This window comes from Polaromonas sp. LjRoot131 (assembly GCF_964252805.1).
In the GTDB taxonomy this organism is placed as follows: Bacteria; Pseudomonadota; Gammaproteobacteria; order Burkholderiales; family Burkholderiaceae_C; genus Polaromonas.
Map to the genome: position 1 here is coordinate 1,222,790 of NZ_CAXUPF020000001.1, position 18,888 is coordinate 1,241,677.

The window sequence follows — 18,888 nt, forward strand, 5'->3', positions numbered from 1 at the left end:
GGATTTTATGAATTCGTGAAGCCAACCCCGGGCCGGCGCGCCGGTACCCGCTGGGCTTGCTTGGGGCAGGTGTGAAGGGCTGCCAGCGCGTCCTGCAGGCCTTCCACTTGCGTTTTTCCCAAGGATAGCATGCACCCCTGACAGCAACTTACAGGCAGGGGCTTCCCGGCGGGAGGCGCGCTCAGGTAAACAGCTTGCGGGCGCGGTCCAGGTCTTCGGCGGTGTCGACGCCCGGGCCGGGCGCGTCGTCGGTGATGTGCACGGCGATGCGGTGTCCGTGCCAGAGGGCGCGCAGCTGCTCCAGTTGCTCGAGTTGCTCCAGCGGTGCCTGGGGCAGGCGGGGAAACTCCCGCAGAAAGCCCACGCGGTAGCCGTAGATGCCGACGTGCCGCAACGGCTTCGGCAGCTTGCTGCCGGCCTCCCACCAGGCCTGGCCGGCGAAGTCGCGGCCGGCCGGGATCGGCGAGCGGCTGAAATAGAGCGCGGTGTGGCGGGCATCCAGCACCACCTTGACCACGTTAGGGTTCTGCAGCTCCGCCAGCTGGCCTATGGAATGTGCGGCGGTGCTCATGGCGCAGTCGGGCCGTTCGTTGAGCAGGCGCGCCACGGCATTGATCAGTGCCGGGTCTATCAGCGGCTCGTCGCCCTGGACGTTGACCACGATGTCATCGTCCGCCAGGCCCAGCACGCCGCAGGCTTCGGCCAGCCGGTCGCTGCCGCTGGGGTGGTCCACACGGGTCAGCACGGCCGTGACGCCGAAGGACGCGCATCTTTCAATGATTTCCTGGCTGTCGGTCGCGACGACGGTGCGCAAGGCCGCGCTTTGCATGGCGCGCTGCGCCACGCGCACGACCATGGGGGCGCCGCCGATGTCGGCCAGCGGCTTGTTGGGAAGGCGGGTGGAGGCCAGCCGGGCCGGGATCAGGACGGTGAAGCTCACAGGCCCAGCTCTTCGTCGGTCATGGTGCGTGCTTCGCTTTCCAGCAGCACGGGCAGGCCGTCGCGCACGGGGTAAGCCAGCCGGGCGCTGCGGGAGAGCAGTTCCTGTTTTTCCCGGTCGTACTCAAGCGGGCCTTTGGTCACGGGGCAGACCAGCAGTTCAAGCAATTTGGTGTCCATGCTTCGATGGTAATGGAGAAAGCAGGGGTGCCAGCAATGCGTCGAAGGCGGCGAAAAAGGCCGGTTCCGGCGAAAACACCAGGGGCACGGCCAGCAGGTCCAACCCGGCCGCGCCCGGCAGGGCAAACAGCTTGACCGCGTCTTTTTCGGTGCACAGCACGGTCCGGCCTCGCAGCCCGGCCAGGTCGGTTTCGCTGAAGACATGGTGGTCGGGCAGGGTGATGGTGGCCTCCAGCATCAGGCCGCGGTCTTCCAGCATGCCGAAAAACGCTTGCGGGTTGGCGATACCCGCCAGCGCCGTCACCGGCCGGCCGCGCAAGCCGTCCAGCGCGACCCGGTCGCCGGTGGGCGACAAGGCGTCGTCGGCCAGTTTCCGGCTGGAGGTGAAACCCTCGAAGGCGGCTTTTTGCCCGGTGTGCAGCACCAGGTCCAGGCCATGATGTTTGCGTGCAGGCCAGGGTTCGCGCAGCGGACCCGCCGGCAGCAGCCAGCCATTGCCCGCGCCGCGGTCGTCAAACGCGGCGATTTCGATGTCTCGCTGCAGGGCGTAATGCTGCAAGCCGTCGTCGCACAGCACCACAGCTGTATCGGGACGGGCGGCCAGCAAGGCCTGCAGTGCCTCCGTGCGCTTGTCCGCTACAAAAACCGGCACGCCGGTCAGCTTGTGGATCAAGGCCGGCTCGTCGCCGGTTTGCGCGAGCGGCGCGGTGGGCGTGACCTCCACGCAGTCCAAACCGGAGCGCCCATAGCCGCGCGACACCACGCCCACCGCAATATGCTGCGCCTGGAGATGCCTGACAAGGGCGATTACCAAGGGGGTTTTTCCGGCCCCGCCGGCGACCACATTGCCGACCACCACAACGGGAACCTTGAAACGCTCGGACCGCAGGATACCGCGGCGGTACAGCACACGGCGCAGGCGCACCAGCAGGCCGTAAAGCTGCGCCAACGGCCAGAGCAGGCATGCCAGCCCACCGCGGGTGAGCCAGGCGTTCTGCAGAAGGTGTTTCACGGCCGTTTCGCGCAGGAGGTCGGCTGTTGCGGCCGGGTTGGCCAGGGGCTTATTTCGCCCCGCCCATCGCGGCGCTCTGTGTGGCAAACGTGATTTGCGTGAGGCCCTGGCGGCGCGCCGCCTCCATGACCGTGATGACCGCCTGGTGCGTGGCGCTGGCATCGGCGCTGATGATGATGACACTTTCCTTGCCGGCCTTGGCCGCCTCGGCCAGCGCGGCGCCCAGCACATCGATGCTGCGGCCTTCGACCAGGGTCTTGTTGACCATGTAGCGGCCGTCGCTGCTCACCGCGACGATGACTTCCTTGGGGTAGTCGCGTTGCTGCTCGGCATCGGCCACCGGCAGCTTGACCTGCAGTTCGGTGAACTTGCTGTAGGTGGTGGACAGCATCAGGAAGATCAGCACCACGAGCAGCACGTCGATGAAGGGGATCAGGTTGATCTCCGGCTCGTCGTGGGGGTGAGGACGGAAATTCATTTACGCAAGGTGTTGAGGTGGCGGACAAAGCGTTCGGCGGCCAGTTCCATGCTCAGCAGGTAGCCATCCACGCGGGCCCGGAAATAGCGCCAGAAGATCAGCGCGGGAATAGCCACCATCAGGCCGAACGCCGTGTTGTAGAGGGCGATCGAAATACCGTGCGCGAGCTGCGCCGGGTTGCCGCCGGTCGCGCCGCCGACACCGCCGCCGCCGGCCTGGGAGCCGAAGATTTCAATCATGCCGATCACCGTGCCCAGCAGGCCCAGCAGCGGGGCGGCGGAAGCGATGGTCGCCAGGGCCGCGAGGTAGCGCTCCAGCTTGTGCGCCGCCTGGCGCCCGGCGCCTTCCAGGATGGAGCGCAGGTCGTCTTCGCTGATGCGCGGGTTGGTGTTCAGCGCGCGAAAGCCGCTGGCCAGGACTTCACCGAGCACGGAGTTCTGCTCGAGCTGCGCGACGACGTCGGGCGAAGGAATGGACGCGCGGGAGACGGTGATGGCCTCGTCAAGCAGCTTGGGGGGCGCGACTTTGCGGATTTTGAGGCTGGTGAAACGCTCGATAACCAGGGCAAGAGCCAAGACGGAACAGGCAACCAAGGGCCAAATCGGCCAGCCTGCGGCTTGTATGATCGAAAACAATGCACATCTCCAAGCAGATAATTTGTGGTGGATTATGGCTTACAGATACTGCCGCGCCGCGCGATGCACGGCACATCCGCCACGAATGTTTTCAATATCCGTTTTTTGTCAGACATAGCCCACAGAAGTTGTGGATAACTTTGTGAGCAAGTAAGGGCGGTGCGCCCGCCAAGCCGCGTCAAATCGTGGATATGACAAAACGATGAAAATTTGAGCAGAATTAAGTTATTCAAAATCAATGAGTTACACGAATTTATCGCGTCATCCGCAGGGAACAGGGTCTTTCGACCATACAGCACGGCGCTCTGTGGAGTACTGCCCCCGGGAAATCAAGGGGTTTGGCCATGTTTGAGCCAGCGGCGCGTCCCGAGAGGCCGTTTCCGGTGGGGCGCGAGGCGGGTGTGCGTATCTGGCCCGTGGGCTCGCTGCTGCGTGCGATTGCGGACAGCCTGGAGGCCCGCTTCAACCCGGTGGCCGTGCAGGGCGAGGTCAGCGGTTTCTCGCGGGCGGCCAGCGGCCACTGCTATTTTTCCCTCAAGGACGAGCAGGGCCAGATCCGCTGCGCCATGTTTCGCCGCGCCGCTGGTTTGCTCGATTTCGCCCCGCGGGACGGCCAACTGGTAGAGCTGCGCGGGCGCCTGGGCGTGTACGAACCGCGCGGCGAGCTGCAACTGGTGGTCGAATCCATGCGACAGGCCGGGCAAGGCAACCTGTTCGAGCAGTTCCTGCAGCTCAAGGCCAGGCTGGAGGCCGAGGGCCTTTTCGAGCCGGGCCGAAAGCGCCACTTGCCCCTGCTGCCGCGCGCGATCGGCGTCGTCACCTCGCTGGGCGCCGCGGCCCTGCATGACGTGGTGAGCGCGCTGCAGCGGCGTGTGCCGCACATTCCCGTGGTGATCTACCCGGCCAGCGTGCAAGGCGCGCAGGCTGCGGGCGAATTGCGCGAGGCCCTGCACAAGGCCTACCAGAGGCGCGACCAGGACCGGATCGACGTTTTGTTGCTGGTGCGCGGCGGCGGCGCCATGGAAGACCTGTGGGCCTTCAACGACGAGCAGCTCGCGCGGGCCATCGTGGCCTCGCCGGTGCCGGTGGTCAGCGGTGTGGGCCATGAAACCGACTTCACCATCGCCGACTTTTGTGCCGACGTGCGCGCGCCGACGCCCACCGCCGCGGCCGAGCTGTGCGCGCAGCCCCAAAGCATCTGGCTCAGTGCACTGGACCTGGCCTTGTCGCGGCTGCAGAACGGCGTGGATCGCCAGCTGCAGTCGCACAACCAGCGCCTGGACTGGGCGGCGTCCCGGGTCAGCCGGCCGTCACATCTGGTGACGCGCCAGCATGCGCGCCTGGCCGGGCTGGGGCAGGGCCTGAATCACGCCCTGCGTTCGGCCCTGCAGCACGAGCGGCTCAGGCTGCAGTCCCTGGCGAGCGAGTTTCCGCGCGAAGTGGAGGGCAGCCTGCGGCGCGGCCGGCAGCGCCTGGAGCGTGCGCAGCTGCGGCTGGAATTGCTGGACCCGAAACTGGTCCTCAAGCGCGGTTATGCCTGGCTGGCCGACCTGCAGGGCCAGCCGATCACCAGCCCGGAGAAGACGCATGAAGGCCAGCCCGTGCGAGCTACCCTTGCCGGCGGCGAGGTCGATTTGACCGTCACCGCGCGTCGCCTGATTTAGTTTTTACAATGGCCCGGACAGCGTTCACATCGTTCAACAACAGTTTATTCATCACCACGAGGAAAAAATCATGGAACACAAGCTCCCACCACTCCCTTACCCGATCGACGCACTGGCGCCGCACTACAGCCAGGAAGCCTTTGAGTACCACCATGGCAAGCACCACAACGCTTACGTAGTGAACCTCAACAACCTGCAAAAAGGCACCGAGTTCGAGTCCATGACGCTCGAAGAGATCGTCAAGAAGTCCAGCGGCGGCGTTTACAACAACGCGGCCCAGATCTGGAACCACACCTTTTTCTGGAGCTGCATGAAGCCCGCCGGCGGCGGTGAACCCGGCGGCGCGCTGGCTGCGGCCATCAACGCCAAATTCGGCTCCTACGCCGCTTTCAAGGAGGCGTTCGTCAAGTCCGCCGTCGGCAATTTCGGTTCCGGCTGGACCTGGCTGGTCAAGAAGGCTGACGGCACGGTGGACATCGTCAACACCGGCCCGGCCGGCACCCCGCTCACCACCGCCGACAAGGCTCTGCTGACGGTCGACGTCTGGGAGCACGCCTACTACATCGACTACCGCAACCTGCGCCCCAAATTCGTTGAGACTTTCCTGTCCAACCTGGTCAACTGGAGTTTCGCGGAAGCCAACTTCGCCTGATTGGCGCTGCCGGCGCACCCAGCGCCCGTAAAAAAGCCGACTTCAAGTCGGCTTTTTTGCTTTCGGGCGGGCGGAAAAAATCAGCGCCTGGCTTCAAACGGGGGGCCGCCCAGCTTGCTGCCGGCCTTGATGCCTTTTTGGGCGAACCAGCCCTTGTTCATTTCCAGCACGTAGCGCACCGGCTTGGCCGAGCAATGGGGCTCCGTGGTTTGCGGCTTCATGTCGGCCAGGTTCACGATGGTGCCGTCGTCCGCCACGAATGCCGCCGTCAGGGGCAGCAAGGTGTTTTTCATCCAGAAACATTGCTGGCTGGCCTGCTCGAACACGAAGATCATGCCTTCCTGCTGTGGCATCTCCTTGCGGAACATCAGGCCGATTTGCCGCTGCTCGGGCGTGAGGGCCACCTGTGCATCAATGATGTGCATGCCCGCCGACAGCTTGACGCGCTGCAGGTTCATCTGCGGGCCCTCCTGGGCCGAAGCGCACAGCGGGGAGAGCAGGGCGGCCATGGCCAGGGCCAAGGCGCCGGCCAGGGTGCCAGGTTTTGAAAACATAAAGTCACCACGCATGAAGTTGATCTGTCAGCATAAACGACGCGCATAAAAAATGCCCGCACGCGGCGGGCATTCTGACCGAAGTCACCAGGAATTACTTCTTGGCTTCAGCCTTTGCCTTCTTGGCTGCAGCGGCTTCAGCCTTCTTGGCTGCGGCGGCTTCAGCTTTTGCTTTCTTTTCAGCAGCGGCTTTTTCTTTCTTGGCGGCCTTGGCGGCAGCTTTTTCTTCCTTGGTCATCTTGGCTGGCTTGGCAGCTGGGGTGGCGGCAGGAGCAGCGGCGGCAGCTGGAGCGGCTGCAGCAGCAGGAGCGGAAGCAGGCTTGGCGGCGGGAGCTTGTGCGTAGGCGCCAACGGCGAAGAGGCCAGCGATCAGAGCAGCGAGGATTTTGTTCATTTGGAATTTCCTTGAAAACGTTATTGGAAAAAATACCCCGAACTTCTCGGAGGCCCTACCGTAACGGAGACCCTTCCCCGGCCGTTGACACAAGCCCCCAAATTCTTTTGCTCTCTGGATTTACGGCTAGAATTTAGGGGTTTTTACCTAACTGCTACAGGGCGTACCTTCCACGCCTCAGCGCTCACCGGAGACTTTCCTACATGTACCAGCACATCAAGGTGCCTTCCCAAGGCCAGAAAATCACTGTCAACGCCGACAACTCCCTGAACGTCCCTGACGAACCCGTCATTCCGTTCATCGAAGGCGACGGCACCGGCGCCGACATCACGCCGGTCATGTTGAAAGTGGTTGATGCTGCTGTTGCCAAAGCCTACGGCGGCAAGAAGAAGATCCATTGGATGGAAGTGTTTGCCGGCGAAAAGTCCACCAAGGTCTACGGCCCCGACGTGTGGCTGCCCGAAGAAACCCTGCACGCCGTGCGCGACTACGTCGTCTCGATCAAGGGCCCGCTGACGACGCCCGTGGGCGGCGGCATCCGCAGCCTGAACGTCGCGCTGCGTCAGGAACTCGACCTCTACGTCTGCCTGCGCCCCATCCAGTACTTCAAGGGCGTTCCTTCGCCGGTCAAAGAGCCTGAAAAGACCCACATGGTCATCTTCCGCGAAAACTCGGAAGACATCTACGCCGGCATCGAGTTCGAATCCGGCAGCGACAAGGCCAAAAAGCTCATCAAGTTTCTGCAGGACGAGATGGGCGTCAAGAAGATCCGTTTCCCGAACACCTCGGGCATCGGCATCAAGCCGGTTTCCAGCGAAGGCACCGAGCGCCTGGTGCGCAAGGCCATCCAGTACGCCATCGACAACGACAAGCCCAGCGTGACCATCGTGCACAAGGGCAACATCATGAAGTTCACCGAAGGCGGTTTCCGTGACTGGGCCTACGCCCTGGCCAAGAAGGAATTCGGCGCAGTGGAAATCGACGGCGGCCCATGGATGAAGTTCAAGAACCCGAAAACCGGCAAGGAAATCACCATCAAGGACAGCATCGCCGATGCCTTCCTGCAGCAAATCCTGCTGCGCCCCGCTGAATACAGCGTGATCGCCACCCTGAACCTGAACGGCGACTACGTGTCCGACGCGCTGGCGGCCCAGGTCGGCGGCATCGGCATCGCCCCCGGCGCCAACCTGAGCGACACCGTCGCGATGTTTGAAGCCACCCATGGCACGGCGCCCAAGTACGCCGGCAAGGACTACGTCAACCCAGGCTCCGAGATCCTCTCGGCCGAAATGATGCTGCGCCACATGGGCTGGACCAAGGCCGCCGACCTGATCATCAGCTCGATGGAAAAATCCATCGAGTCCAAGAAGGTCACCTATGACTTCGCCCGCCTCATGGAAGGCGCGACCCAGGTCAGCTGCTCCGGTTTCGGCCAGGTCATGATCGACCACATGTAAAGCGGGCCCAGCCCTCTATTTTGAAGCCGCCCGGGAGCAATCCCGAGGCGGTTTTTTCATGTCCGCGAAATAAGCAAAAAATCACGCTTGAATGTCGCGTTCCCGCCACCAATTTCCCTAACAGGCGCACTGGGTTATATCGGTGGCTAGAATGAATTCCATGGCAACCAAGTCTCCCAAAACCCCGAACTCCCCGGTGCAGCACCCGGTTCCCGCCGTCAGGCCGGACAACGGAGGGGATTCGGTCGTGCTGGAGCGCCGTCCGCAAAAGACCAAGCCGCCGCAGATGTACCAGGTGGTCCTGCTCAACGACGACTACACCCCCATGGAGTTCGTGGTGGTGGTGATCCAGGAGTTTTTCAACAAGGACCGGGAAACCGCCACGCAGATCATGCTGAAGATCCACCTGGACGGCAAAGGCGTCTGCGGGGTTTTCTCCAAGGACGTGGCCGCCACCAAGGTCGACCAGGTCACCGAAGCCGCCCGCAAGAACGGCCATCCGCTGCAGTGTGTCAGCGAGCCCATTGAATAATCGCGAATCCGGCCAATATTCGAGCTATAAGTCAGTTAGTAACCCAAGCAAGCCGAAAGGAAGATCAATGATTGCCCAGGAATTAGAAGTCAGCTTGCACATGGCGTTTGTCGAGGCGCGCCAGCAGCGCCACGAGTTCATCACCGTTGAGCACCTCCTGCTTGCCTTGCTGGACAACCCCAGTGCCGCCGAAGTGCTGCGCGCCTGCTCCGCCAACGTCGACGATTTGCGCAAGTCGCTGGCCAACTTCATCAAGGACAACACCCCGCAGGTGGCGGGCACCGATGATGTCGATACGCAGCCCACGCTGGGTTTCCAGCGCGTGATCCAGCGCGCCATCATGCACGTGCAGTCCACCGGCAACGGCAAGAAGGAAGTCACCGGCGCCAACGTGCTGGTCGCCATCTTCGGCGAGAAAGATTCGCACGCCGTGTATTACCTCCACCAGCAGGGCGTCACCCGCCTGGACGTGGTGAACTTCATCGCCCACGGTATCAAGAAGAGCGACCCGCCCGAGCCCGCCAAGGCCGGTGAGAGCGCGGCCGAGAACGAAGAGGGCGCCGAGAAGAACGAAAAGGCCTCTCCGCTCGAGCAGTTCACCGTCAACCTGAACCAGCTCGCCAAGGACGGCAAGATCGATCCGCTGATCGGCCGCCAGTACGAGGTCGAGCGCGTCATCCAGATCCTCTGCCGCCGCCGCAAGAACAACCCGCTGCTGGTCGGCGAGGCCGGCGTGGGCAAGACCGCCATCGCCGAGGGCCTGGCCTGGCGCATCACGCAAAAAGACGTGCCCGAGATCCTGGCCGAAGCCAATGTGTATTCGCTCGACATGGGCGCTTTGCTCGCGGGCACCAAATACCGCGGCGATTTCGAGCAGCGCCTCAAGGGCGTGCTCAAGGCGCTGAAGGACAAGCCCAACGGCATCCTCTTCATCGACGAGATCCACACCCTGATCGGTGCCGGTGCGGCCTCGGGCGGCACGCTGGATGCGTCCAACCTGCTCAAGCCCGCGCTCAGCTCTGGCCAGCTCAAGTGCATTGGCGCGACCACTTTCACCGAATACCGCGGCATCTTCGAAAAAGACGCGGCCCTGTCGCGCCGTTTCCAGAAGGTCGACGTGGTCGAGCCCACGGTGCAGGAAACCGTCGACATCCTCAAGGGCCTGAAGTCGCGCTTTGAAGAGCACCACAGCGTCAAGTACGCCGTGGCGGCCCTGCAGGCTGCGGCCGAGCTCAGCGCCAAGTACATCAACGACCGTCACCTGCCCGACAAGGCAATTGACGTGATCGATGAAGCCGGCGCCGCCCAGCGCATCCTGCCCGCGTCCAAACGCAAGAAGATCATCACCAAGGCCGAGGTCGAAGAGATCGTGGCCAAGATCGCCCGCATCCCGCCCGCCAACGTGTCCAACGACGACCGCGGCAAGCTCAAGACGCTGGAACGAGACCTGAAAAGCGTGGTCTTCGGCCAGGACAAGGCGCTTGATGTGCTGTCGTCCGCCGTCAAGATGGCGCGCTCGGGCCTGGGCAAGGACGACAAGCCGATCGGCTCCTTCCTGTTCTCCGGCCCCACGGGCGTCGGCAAGACCGAAGCCGCCAAGCAATTGGCTTACATCATGGGCATTGAGCTGATCCGCTTCGACATGTCCGAGTACATGGAGCGCCATGCCGTGAGCCGCCTGATTGGCGCGCCCCCGGGCTACGTCGGTTTCGACCAGGGCGGCCTGCTGACCGAGGCCATCACCAAGAAGCCGCATGCTGTGCTGCTGCTCGACGAGATCGAAAAGGCGCACCCGGACATCTTCAACGTGCTGCTGCAGGTCATGGACCACGGCACGCTGACGGACAACAACGGGCGCAAGGCCGATTTCCGCAATGTCATCATCGTCATGACCACCAATGCCGGTGCCGAGACGATGAACAAGGCGACCATCGGCTTTACCAACCCGCGCGAGTCCGGCGACGAGATGGCCGACATCAAGCGCCTGTTCACGCCCGAGTTCCGCAACCGCCTGGACGCGACCGTGAGCTTCAAGGCGCTCGATGAAACCGTCATCCTGCGCGTGGTCGACAAGTTCCTGCTGCAGCTCGAGACCCAGCTGGCCGAGAAGAAGGTCGAGGTCACCTTCACCGACACGCTGCGCAAGTACCTCGGCAAGAAGGGCTTCGATCCGCTGATGGGCGCGCGCCCGATGCAGCGCCTGATCCAGGATACGATCCGCCGCGCCCTGGCCGACGAACTGCTGTTCGGCCGCCTGATCGACGGCGGGCGCCTGACGGTTGACATGAAAGTGACGGCCGACGAAAAAGGCGTGGAAACCGGCGAAGTCGAGCTCGATATCCAGCCGCTGCCCAAGAAAGAGGGCAAGGCCAAGCCGGAAGCCGAGGCGGCTGAGACCAACTGAGGAACTGGCAGGCGCTGATTTTTCAGCACCTACCCAAAAGGCCGGTAGCATCACGCTATCGGCCTTTTTCACGTCCGCCAATGCCGCCAACCTTTCAAACCCAGCCTTGACGCTCCCCGAACTCAGCTCCGAATGGAAAGCCGGCCTCTCCCTGGCCTGGAGCCTCTATATCGCGGTGCTGTCCATCTGGATCGTGATGCAAAAGCGCGCCCCGGTGTCCACCATGAGCTGGATACTGTCGCTGGCCTTGCTGCCCTTTGCGGGCTTTGTCGTTTATTACTTCCTCGGGCCCCAGCGCCTGAAAAAGCAGCGCCTCAAGCGCCTGCGCAGCCGTGCCGGCGAGCGCGCGGGGGCCGACCTGGCCCTGCTGCGCGAGGCCGCGGAAATGGCACCCGCGGCCCTGCGGCAGATGGCCGCGCTGGGCACCGCCGCCTGCGGCCTGCCGGTATCCAGCGCGACCTCGGTCGAGTTGCTATCGGGCGGCGCCCGCACCTTTGACCGCATCTTCGAGGCAGTGCGCGAGGCACGTGACCACATCCACCTCGAGTACTACATCTTCGAGCCCGACCAGATCGGCACCCAGCTGCGCGACCTGCTGGTGGAAAAAGCCGGGCAGGGCGTCACCGTGCGGCTGCTGGTCGACGCGCTGGGCTCCAAGCGGCTGGGCCGCAGCTTCCTGGCGCCGCTGCAGGCCGCCGGCGGCCAGGTCGCGTTTTTCCACGACACCCGCATAGGCCGGCGGCTGCGCCCGGTGACCAACTACCGCACCCACCGCAAGATCGTGGTCTGCGACGGCAGCATAGGCTTTACCGGCGGCGTCAACATCACCGATGAAGAGGATCGGCGCACCCGCAGCGACGCCTACCACGATGTGCACCTGCGCATAGAAGGCAGCGCCGTGCGCTGGCTGCAGACCACCTTCCTCGAAGACTGGGCCTATACCACCGGCGAGTCCCTGAACGACGGGCAGCGCGCCCTGCCGCAATTGTTGCCGCGGCTGCAACCCGAAGCCGAGGCCGGCGAGATTCCCGTGCAGATCGTCACCAGCGGGCCCGACACCACGCTGGAGCCCATACACCGCATGCACGTGGCGGCCATCAACGCCTCTTGCCAGCGCGCCTGGCTGACCACGCCGTACTTCGTGCCCGGCGAGCCCGCGCTGATGGCGCTCACCAGCGCCGCGCTGCGCGGCGTCGACGTGCGCCTGCTGGTGCCGCGCCGCAGCGACAGCCTGATCGTCAGCGCCGCCGCGCGCTCCTACTATGACGAACTGATCGCCGCCGGCGTCAAGGTCTGGGAATACAAGGCCCGCATGCTGCACTCCAAGACCCTGGTGGTCGACGACCACTGCGCCATGGCCGGCACGGCCAACTTCGACAACCGCAGCTTCCGCCTGAACTTCGAGGTCATGGCGGTGGTCTACGGCCCGGCGCTGGCCGGGCCTCTGGCGGACCAGTTTGAAACCGACCTGCGCAGCGCCGCCGCCGTGCGCGCCCACAGGCCGCAGCGCTTCCTGGTGCGGCTGGCCGACGCCACCGCGCGGCTGTTCTCCCCCTTGCTTTAACCCTCCTTCCCGAGACGCTCCATGGCCTCCCACACCTTTCTCTGGCACGACTACGAGACTTTCGGCATCAACCCCCGGCGCGACCGTCCCGCGCAGTTCGCCGGCATACGCACCGACGCCGAACTCAATGAAATCGGCGAGCCGCTGATGCTTTACTGCAAGCCCGCCAACGACTACCTGCCCGACCCGGAGTCCTGTTTGCTCACCGGCATCACGCCGCAGCAGTGCCTGGAGCGCGGCGTGGCCGAGCACGAATTCGCCGCCCGCATCGAGGCCGTGCTGGCCGAACCCGGCACGATTGGCGTGGGCTACAACACCATACGTTTTGACGATGAAGTCACGCGCCACCTGTTCTGGCGCAACCTCATCGACCCCTATGCGCGCGAGTGGCAGAACGACTGCGGCCGCTGGGATTTGCTGGACGTGGTGCGCATGGCCTACGCCCTGAGGCCCGAGGGCATCATCTGGCCGCGCAAGCCCGACGAGCGTTTTCCCGACGACCCCAAGGTGACCCGCCCCAGCTTCAAGCTCGAAGACCTGGCGCGCGCCAACGGCCTGATGCATGACGCCGCGCACGACGCGCTGTCCGACGTGCGCGCCACCATCGCGCTGGCGCGGCTGATCCGCCAGGCGCAGCCCAAGCTCTTCGACTTCGCCCTGAGCCTGCACAAAAAGGACAGGGTCGCCGCCGAACTCGGCCTGCCGACCAGCCCGCAGACGGCCCAGCCCTTTTTGCACATCTCGGGCATGTTCCCGCCCGAACGCGGTTGCCTGGGCGTCATGTGGCCGCTGGCCACGCACCCCACCAACAAAAACGAGCTGCTGGCCTGGGACCTGTCGCAAGACCCCAGCGAATTGCCAATGCTGGATGTCGCCACGCTGCGCCAGCGCCTTTTCAGCAAATCCGCCGACCTGCCCGAGGGCGTGCAGCGCCTGCCCATCAAGTCGGTGCACCTCAACAAGTCGCCCATGGTGGTGCGCAAACTCGCCACCCTGACGCCCGAGATGGCCGCCCAGTGGGGCGTGGACCTGGAGGCGGCCCTGCGCAACGCCGAGAAAGCCGCCGGCCTGCCCGACATGAGCGCCATCTGGCCCGAGGTCTTCCAGCGCCCAAAGGAGGCTGCGCCCGACGTCGACGAAGATCTCTACGGCGGGTTTATCGGCAATGCCGACCGGCGGCGCCTGAACCAGCTGCGCGCGCTGTCTCCCGCCGAACTCGCCCACAGCCGCACCGGCTTTGACGACGACCGGCTCGAAGAATTGCTGTTCCGCTACCGCGCCCGCAATTTCCCCGAAACCCTGTCGCCCGAAGACGCCGAACGCTGGGAGGCGCACCGCGTCGCCTGGCTGCTCGAAGGCGAGGGCGGGGCGCGCAACGTGGATGCGCTGTTTGCGCGGATTGATGTGCTCTCAGAAACGGCAGACGAGCGGGGCGAGGAGATTTTGGGCGCGCTTTATGAATATGCGGAGTTTGTGGCGCCAGAGGTTTAGGTGCCGGTCTTGCTCCGGCGAGCGCGCTTCCTCTCCTCCTGTGTTCTTTGCTGAGAGTTGCTGGCCGGGGTCGCCCGGCCAGCAAGATCAAGAGAAGGGCGCGCCGCCGGAGCAAGAACCGAACTCAAGCCGCAGCCCGTTCCGCAGCAAGCTCCGCATAAGCCTTCCCAAACCGATTAGCCAGGAAGTCCCCCAACGCAATTTCCTCCTGGCGAATGAACCCCCGCGCCGGCAGCCGCCCAGCCGCCAGCAAGTCCAACACAGCACAAATACCAGAAGCCGTGGTGACCTGGATCGCGCTGCGCAACACGCCGTCCACCACCTGGCTATAAACCTTGTGGGCGTAGGTCTCCTGCATGAGCCGGCCTTCGCGCTGGCCGCTCACGGTGACGAAGACGATGACCACGTCCTGCAGCGTCACGGGCAGGGCGTTTTCGAGAAGGTCCTTGAGCACGTGGCGGCGTTCGCGCAGGCGCAGGTCGTTGAGCAGCACTTTCATGATGGCCGCGTGGCCCGGGTAGCGTATGGTCTTGTAGTTGAGGTGGCTGACTTTGCCCTGCAAGGTTTCGCACAGCGTGCCCAAGCCGCCCGAGGTGTTGAAGGCTTCGTAGGTCACGCCGTCGAGCGAGAACTCCTCATGCTCGGCCAGCGGCGGCACCTGGCGCAGCACGCCTTCGACAATCGCCTCGCAGGGCTCGCAGTACTCGTTGATGACGCCGTCGGTGCTCCAGGTCAGGTTGTAGTTGAGCGCGTTCGACGGGAACTGCGGCAGTGCGCCCACGCGCATGCGCACGCTGTGCAGGCTGTCAAAGCGCCGGCACAGGTCGGCCGCGACGATGGAGACAAAACCCGGGGCCAGGCCGCATTGCGGGATCAGCGCCGAGCGCGCACCAGCTGCCGCCAGTTCCTTCACGCGCCGTGTGCTGGCCACGTCTTCCGTGAGGTCCAGGTAGTGCACGCCCTGGGCCACGGCGGCTTCGGCGATCGCAGTGGTCAGGTGAAACGGCGCCGCGCTGAGCACCGCGTACTGCCCGTCCAGCGCCGCATGCAGGGCCTGCGGGTTGTTGATGTCCAGCGCCAGCCGCTGCACGCGCGGGCCGGTCGCGATGCCTGCCAGCGCCGCCGGCGAGGCGTCGGCGACGGTCACTGAATAGTCCTGCGTGGCGCCGAGCAGCGCGGCGATGGTTGAACCGATTTTCCCGGCGCCTGCGACCATGATCTTCTTCATGAGGGTCTCCTTGGTAGTGCACCCCGATGCAGAGGCATGGATCATTTTGGAAGCCCATGCAGACGGTTACCAGTATCAATTTAGGCGAAATAACGCCATACTTTAGGTAAACAGGCTATCTGAATACGCGATTTAACTAATTTAGGTGAGAACCATGCAACTCGACGCCATAGACCAGACCTTGCTGGCCGAACTGCGCGACAACGCGCGATGCCCCATGGCCCTGCTTGCACGCAAGGTTGGTTTGTCGCGCACCGCGGTGCAGGCCCGCATCACGCGGCTGGAGCGCGACAAGGTCATCACCGGCTATGGCGCGCGCACCGGCGATGCCTATGAGCAGTCGCAGGTGTCGGCCCACGTGATGCTCACCGTCGGCCCCAAGCTCACGGGCACGGTGGAGGCGGCGCTGCGCAAGATTCCCGAGGTGCGCTCCCTGCTGTCCATCAGCGGCACCTACGACATGATCGCCATCGTGCAGGCCGGCTCCATCGAAAGGCTGGATGCGCTGATAGACGGCATAGGGCTGCTGGATGGCGTGGAGCGCACGCATACCTCGGTGGTGCTGTCGACGCGGATACAGCGCTGAGGTTTATGCACGGTTAGTCGTCGTTGGCAACAGACCACTTGCCCGCTTTCAATTCAAGGCGCCTGGGACAGGATCTGGACTCGGGCATATCCGGCGCGCACAGGCCCGCGACCTTGATGGTGGACGGCCCGCTCCAGCGTGTGTCGGTCGGGCTCCAGTCGCGGGCGTCCGGCCCGTAGGTGTACTCGACACGGGGCTTGCCCTGGTTGATCCGCCAGACCTCCACGCCGTTGCCGTCATAGTTTGCTTCGCCCGCCGCCGAAAAGGCCACGGCTCTTTTGCGGTCGGGTGACACGCCTGGAAACCCCAGCATGGGGTATTGCCGGCCGGTGGTGTGGTCGACGGCGACGTAGCTGCTGCCTTCCCACAGCTGGGCATACAGAATGTGAAGCCGGGCATCCGGCAAGAAGGCGAGGTAGTTGTAGCCGACGTCCTGGTCGCTCTCGCTATTGACGTCCCTGATCCGCACCGTCTTGTGGGCGGTGCGTATGCTTAAAAGCGGGCCTGCCCGCGAAAACCGGAAGGACTGGGCGGACTTTGCCTGGACGCGTTCTATGGCCTGGGCGCACTCAAAAGAGGGTTGCTGGTTCTGGCAATGCACCAGAAGCTTCTGGTAGGCCGGCGGCTCGGCCTTGCCGGGGCCGGCCAGCAAGGTGAGGGGCAACAGCAAGAGGAAGGGGCGCATTGTCTGCCGTGCCTACCACCAGCCGTTTTGCCTGAGCACCATCTTCTTGTAGTAATCGATGTTGGAACGGGCCGCGAAGATGGCCGCGACGCCATAGCCCAGCGAATTGCTGAAGCGGCCCAGGCCCGCCATTTCCAGCACGAACTGCAGCAGCAGCACCACCGCCACGCACACCACAAACAGGCTGATGGCTTTTTTCCACATGCCCTTGGCCAGGTAATAAAAGGGGCCGAACAGGAAAGCCAGGATGCTGAAGCCGATCTTCATGCGCTCGCCGACGCCGAGGGCCTTGAACTGGGGCAGCTTGACGCCGCCGGCTTTTTCGATGAGCTGGAATTTGGTTTTCCAGGCATCGGAAACCGGCAGCTCGGCTATGCTGGCGGTGGCCTGTGGCGCGGGCACGTCGCTGACCGGCGCTTGCGGCGGCGCAAAAGGGTTGGGCTGGGGTGTGGGCTGGCTCAAGGTATTCCTCCCGTTGATGGACTGGCATGGGCGCGGCCGGCTCAGGGGTCCGGTCTGGGCGTCGCTGTGTGGTTTATATCAGCATGGAGCCGGGGCGCCCGTTGATTGCCACGGCGCGTGTTTTTCCATCACGGCCTCAAAGCGCGCGCCGGCCTCAAAGCCCGCCAACCAGGCCTGCAGGCGCGGCCAGGGCTGGCCCGCAAACCAGGCGGTATCGGTGTGGGCGAACTGGCGCACAAAAGGCAGCAGGGCCATATCGGCCAGGCTCACGCGGGGGCCGAACAGCCATCCTTCGTCCAGCATGCCGTCCAGCTTTGCCAGCCACGCCGCACCTTGCGCGCGGTGCAGCAGCGCAAACGCCTGCACGTCAGCTGCTGATTCGTCGGGATAACGGTGCGGGTATTTGTAGCGGTCCAGGTCGCGTTTGAAATCACCGTCGTTGCTGGCCACCAGCGCCAGCATGTCTGCTACGGCGCCGCGCGGCGGCAGCAGCCAGCTTTCCGGGTCCTGGCGCCGCAGCGCCCACAGCATCACGTCCAGGCTCTGGTCAATGACGGTGCTGTCGGGCAACACCAGCACCGGCACCGTGCCCTTGGGCGAGGCGGCCAGCAGCTCGGCGGGCTTGTCGCGCAGCACGACTTCGCGCAGCTCATACGGTTCGCCGCTCACCGCCAGCGCGAGCCGCGCGCGCATCGCATACGGGCAACGCCGAAAGGAATACAGGACGGGCAGGGCGCCGGTCATGGGAAACCGTCAGGCGCCGGGCTGGCGCACGCCGATGTGCGCGGCCTGGCGTTTTTCGGCGAGTTCGACCTGGCGCTGGCGCTCGCGGTAGCCGGCTTTCTGTGCTTCCGTCGTTTTGCCGTGGCAGTGCGGGCAGCTCACGCCGAGTTCATACAGCGGCGACCGGCGGTCCTCCTCGCTGAGCGGGTCGCGGCACGACCTGCACAGCGTGAAGCCGCCGGGCTTGAGCCCGTGGCCCACCGAGACGCGCTCGTCGAATACAAAACATTCGCCCTGCCAGCTGCTTTGCGCCTCGGGCACGGTCTCCAGGTATTTGAGGATGCCGCCTTCGAGGTGGTAGACCTCCTCAAAACCCTTGGAGCGCAGCAGCGCGGTGGACTTCTCGCAGCGTATGCCGCCGGTGCAGAACATCGCGACCTTGGGTTTCTTTCCGTCTTGGGCCGCCAGCTTGCCGCCCTCCGCCATTTCGCGCTCCACCCAGCCGGGCAGTTCCGAAAAACTGCCGGTGTGCGGGTTGATCGCGCCTTCAAAGGTGCCGATGGAGACCTCGTAGTCGTTGCGTGTGTCGACCAGCACCACACCCGGCTCGCTGATCAGCCGGTTCCAGTCCTGCGGCTTGACGTATTCGCCGGCCATCAGCGCCGGATGGACTTCGGGCACGCCCATGGTGACGATCTCGCGCTTGAGGCGCACCTTCATGCGGTAGAAGGGCATCTCCGCAGCCCAGGCCTCCTTATGCTCCAGCCCGGCCAGGCGCGGGTCGGCGCGCAGAAACGCCAGCACCGCCTGCACGCCTTCGGGCAGGCCCGCGATGGTGCCGTTGATGCCTTCAGGCGCCAGCAGCAGCGTGCCCTTGACGCCGTGCGCCTCGCAGCGTGCAAGCAGCGGCGCCTGCAGCGCGGCGAAGTCGGGCAGCTCAACGAATTGGTAGAGGGCGGCGGTCAGGAAGGGGGACATGGAGCGGATAAAACGGGATGAAACGGGTTGAGGAGGGCCCGAAGAGGCTTTTTAAGGCGTGCGGGCCAAGCCTTTAATGGTAACGGCCTGGGCTTTTACGCCACCAAAACCTGATTTTGTGACAAAAGGCACCTGATTCAAGCCAGGCGGCAGCGCTTTAAGCCTCTGTCTGGTAGACATTTTGCTGCAATGCAGCAAAATAACCGTGTACTTATTAAAGGCGTCCACGCGGGCCGCTACGGCCACTCTTCATGACCTCCCCAGCACAAG

General features: G+C 64.2%; 20 protein-coding genes. 8 read left to right on the forward strand and 12 right to left on the reverse strand.

Annotation, left to right across the window (positions count from 1 at the left end; translation table 11 throughout):
* Positions 1–181: 181 nt before the first annotated feature.
* The 5 genes from kdsB to ACSQ27_RS05655 are packed head-to-tail and all read right to left on the reverse strand — an operon-like array spanning position 182 to position 3,244.
* Positions 182–940 carry a 3-deoxy-manno-octulosonate cytidylyltransferase gene (gene kdsB, locus ACSQ27_RS05635; protein ID WP_436154477.1) on the reverse strand — a complete coding sequence of 253 codons (759 nt, stop codon included), beginning with the start codon at positions 938–940 and terminating at the stop codon, positions 182–184.
* Complete coding sequence (locus ACSQ27_RS05640; protein ID WP_436154478.1) at positions 937–1,119, reverse strand: Trm112 family protein; 183 nt, start codon at positions 1,117–1,119, stop codon at positions 937–939. Before ACSQ27_RS05640 ends, kdsB begins: the two co-directional genes overlap by 4 nt.
* Complete coding sequence (lpxK, locus tag ACSQ27_RS05645; protein WP_436154479.1) at positions 1,100–2,131, reverse strand: tetraacyldisaccharide 4'-kinase; 1,032 nt, start codon at positions 2,129–2,131, stop codon at positions 1,100–1,102. Before lpxK ends, ACSQ27_RS05640 begins: the two co-directional genes overlap by 20 nt.
* Positions 2,132–2,180: 49 nt before the next feature.
* Positions 2,181–2,609, reverse strand: a complete 429-nt coding sequence (locus ACSQ27_RS05650; protein WP_436154480.1) for an ExbD/TolR family protein — start codon at positions 2,607–2,609, stop codon at positions 2,181–2,183.
* Positions 2,606–3,244, reverse strand: coding sequence for a MotA/TolQ/ExbB proton channel family protein (locus tag ACSQ27_RS05655; RefSeq protein WP_436154481.1), 639 nt, complete (start codon positions 3,242–3,244; stop codon positions 2,606–2,608). Before ACSQ27_RS05655 ends, ACSQ27_RS05650 begins: the two co-directional genes overlap by 4 nt.
* Positions 3,245–3,588: 344 nt before the next feature.
* Between ACSQ27_RS05655 and xseA the strand changes: the two genes are divergently transcribed.
* The gene (xseA, locus tag ACSQ27_RS05660) at positions 3,589–4,908 is read left to right on the forward strand and encodes an exodeoxyribonuclease VII large subunit (RefSeq protein ID WP_436154482.1); all 1,320 of its coding nucleotides are present in this window, start codon (positions 3,589–3,591) and stop codon (positions 4,906–4,908) included.
* Positions 4,909–4,978: 70 nt separating this feature from the next.
* A complete protein-coding gene (locus tag ACSQ27_RS05665; RefSeq protein ID WP_007872493.1) occupies positions 4,979–5,560 on the forward strand; it encodes a Fe-Mn family superoxide dismutase in 582 nt (193 codons plus the stop codon).
* A gap of 80 nt (positions 5,561–5,640) precedes the next feature.
* On the opposite strand, the gene ACSQ27_RS05670 is transcribed toward ACSQ27_RS05665, so the two are convergent.
* Together ACSQ27_RS05670 and ACSQ27_RS05675 are read right to left on the reverse strand one after the other, a co-directional pair.
* Complete coding sequence (locus ACSQ27_RS05670; RefSeq protein ID WP_436154483.1) at positions 5,641–6,114, reverse strand: DUF192 domain-containing protein; 474 nt, start codon at positions 6,112–6,114, stop codon at positions 5,641–5,643.
* Between the two features lie 94 nt (positions 6,115–6,208).
* Positions 6,209–6,508: a cell envelope biogenesis protein TolA gene (locus ACSQ27_RS05675; RefSeq protein ID WP_436154484.1), complete on the reverse strand. Its 300-nt coding sequence runs from the start codon at positions 6,506–6,508 to the stop codon at positions 6,209–6,211.
* Positions 6,509–6,711: 203 nt separating this feature from the next.
* Between ACSQ27_RS05675 and icd the strand changes: the two genes are divergently transcribed.
* From icd to sbcB, 5 genes are all read left to right on the forward strand, one after another.
* Positions 6,712–7,965: an NADP-dependent isocitrate dehydrogenase gene (gene icd, locus ACSQ27_RS05680; RefSeq protein WP_436154485.1), complete on the forward strand. Its 1,254-nt coding sequence runs from the start codon at positions 6,712–6,714 to the stop codon at positions 7,963–7,965.
* Between the two features lie 160 nt (positions 7,966–8,125).
* The gene (gene clpS, locus ACSQ27_RS05685; RefSeq protein WP_436154486.1) at positions 8,126–8,497 is read left to right on the forward strand and encodes an ATP-dependent Clp protease adapter ClpS; all 372 of its coding nucleotides are present in this window, start codon (positions 8,126–8,128) and stop codon (positions 8,495–8,497) included.
* Positions 8,498–8,564: 67 nt separating this feature from the next.
* The gene (gene clpA, locus ACSQ27_RS05690) at positions 8,565–10,901 is read left to right on the forward strand and encodes an ATP-dependent Clp protease ATP-binding subunit ClpA (RefSeq protein ID WP_436154487.1); all 2,337 of its coding nucleotides are present in this window, start codon (positions 8,565–8,567) and stop codon (positions 10,899–10,901) included.
* Positions 10,902–11,007: 106 nt separating this feature from the next.
* Entirely contained in the window at positions 11,008–12,465 is a 1,458-nt protein-coding gene (gene cls, locus ACSQ27_RS05695; RefSeq protein WP_436154488.1) for a cardiolipin synthase, read from the forward strand.
* A gap of 21 nt (positions 12,466–12,486) precedes the next feature.
* Positions 12,487–13,956 carry an exodeoxyribonuclease I gene (gene sbcB / locus ACSQ27_RS05700; RefSeq protein ID WP_436154489.1) on the forward strand — a complete coding sequence of 490 codons (1,470 nt, stop codon included), beginning with the start codon at positions 12,487–12,489 and terminating at the stop codon, positions 13,954–13,956.
* 124 nt (positions 13,957–14,080) lie between these two features.
* Here sbcB and ACSQ27_RS05705 read toward each other — a convergent pair whose 3' ends face one another.
* A complete protein-coding gene (locus tag ACSQ27_RS05705) occupies positions 14,081–15,184 on the reverse strand; it encodes a saccharopine dehydrogenase C-terminal domain-containing protein (RefSeq protein ID WP_436154490.1) in 1,104 nt (367 codons plus the stop codon).
* 154 nt (positions 15,185–15,338) lie between these two features.
* Between ACSQ27_RS05705 and ACSQ27_RS05710 the strand changes: the two genes are divergently transcribed.
* Positions 15,339–15,770 (forward strand): Lrp/AsnC family transcriptional regulator, encoded by a 432-nt coding sequence (locus tag ACSQ27_RS05710; protein WP_436154491.1) that lies wholly within the window; start codon positions 15,339–15,341, stop codon positions 15,768–15,770.
* Positions 15,771–15,783: 13 nt separating this feature from the next.
* On the opposite strand, the gene ACSQ27_RS05715 is transcribed toward ACSQ27_RS05710, so the two are convergent.
* The 4 genes from ACSQ27_RS05715 to trhO all read right to left on the reverse strand — a co-directional run bounded on the left by ACSQ27_RS05715 (position 15,784) and on the right by trhO (position 18,618).
* Positions 15,784–16,440, reverse strand: coding sequence for a hypothetical protein (locus ACSQ27_RS05715; protein ID WP_436154492.1), 657 nt, complete (start codon positions 16,438–16,440; stop codon positions 15,784–15,786).
* A gap of 27 nt (positions 16,441–16,467) precedes the next feature.
* The gene (locus ACSQ27_RS05720; protein ID WP_436154493.1) at positions 16,468–16,917 is read right to left on the reverse strand and encodes a DUF2628 domain-containing protein; all 450 of its coding nucleotides are present in this window, start codon (positions 16,915–16,917) and stop codon (positions 16,468–16,470) included.
* Between the two features lie 78 nt (positions 16,918–16,995).
* A complete protein-coding gene (locus ACSQ27_RS05725) occupies positions 16,996–17,661 on the reverse strand; it encodes a glutathione S-transferase (RefSeq protein ID WP_436154494.1) in 666 nt (221 codons plus the stop codon).
* A 9-nt stretch (positions 17,662–17,670) separates the two neighbouring features.
* Positions 17,671–18,618, reverse strand: a complete 948-nt coding sequence (trhO, locus tag ACSQ27_RS05730; protein ID WP_436154495.1) for an oxygen-dependent tRNA uridine(34) hydroxylase TrhO — start codon at positions 18,616–18,618, stop codon at positions 17,671–17,673.
* Positions 18,619–18,888 lie beyond the last annotated feature (270 nt).

What these genes read in the sequence shown, in the direction of transcription:
- ACSQ27_RS05670 (WP_436154483.1), bottom strand. Translation starts at nt 6,114, where the DNA reads ATGTTTTCAAAACCTGGCACCCTGGCCGGCGCCTTGGCCCTGGCCATG.
- xseA (WP_436154482.1), top strand. Translation starts at nt 3,589, where the DNA reads ATGTTTGAGCCAGCGGCGCGTCCCGAGAGGCCGTTTCCGGTGGGGCGC.
- ACSQ27_RS05675 (WP_436154484.1), bottom strand. Translation starts at nt 6,508, where the DNA reads ATGAACAAAATCCTCGCTGCTCTGATCGCTGGCCTCTTCGCCGTTGGC.
- clpA (WP_436154487.1), top strand. Translation starts at nt 8,565, where the DNA reads ATGATTGCCCAGGAATTAGAAGTCAGCTTGCACATGGCGTTTGTCGAG.
- ACSQ27_RS05725 (WP_436154494.1), bottom strand. Translation starts at nt 17,661, where the DNA reads ATGACCGGCGCCCTGCCCGTCCTGTATTCCTTTCGGCGTTGCCCGTAT.
- icd (WP_436154485.1), top strand. Translation starts at nt 6,712, where the DNA reads ATGTACCAGCACATCAAGGTGCCTTCCCAAGGCCAGAAAATCACTGTC.
- sbcB (WP_436154489.1), top strand. Translation starts at nt 12,487, where the DNA reads ATGGCCTCCCACACCTTTCTCTGGCACGACTACGAGACTTTCGGCATC.
- ACSQ27_RS05665 (WP_007872493.1), top strand. Translation starts at nt 4,979, where the DNA reads ATGGAACACAAGCTCCCACCACTCCCTTACCCGATCGACGCACTGGCG.
- clpS (WP_436154486.1), top strand. Translation starts at nt 8,126, where the DNA reads ATGGCAACCAAGTCTCCCAAAACCCCGAACTCCCCGGTGCAGCACCCG.
- trhO (WP_436154495.1), bottom strand. Translation starts at nt 18,618, where the DNA reads ATGTCCCCCTTCCTGACCGCCGCCCTCTACCAATTCGTTGAGCTGCCC.
- ACSQ27_RS05650 (WP_436154480.1), bottom strand. Translation starts at nt 2,609, where the DNA reads ATGAATTTCCGTCCTCACCCCCACGACGAGCCGGAGATCAACCTGATC.
- ACSQ27_RS05640 (WP_436154478.1), bottom strand. Translation starts at nt 1,119, where the DNA reads ATGGACACCAAATTGCTTGAACTGCTGGTCTGCCCCGTGACCAAAGGC.
- ACSQ27_RS05705 (WP_436154490.1), bottom strand. Translation starts at nt 15,184, where the DNA reads ATGAAGAAGATCATGGTCGCAGGCGCCGGGAAAATCGGTTCAACCATC.
- ACSQ27_RS05710 (WP_436154491.1), top strand. Translation starts at nt 15,339, where the DNA reads ATGCAACTCGACGCCATAGACCAGACCTTGCTGGCCGAACTGCGCGAC.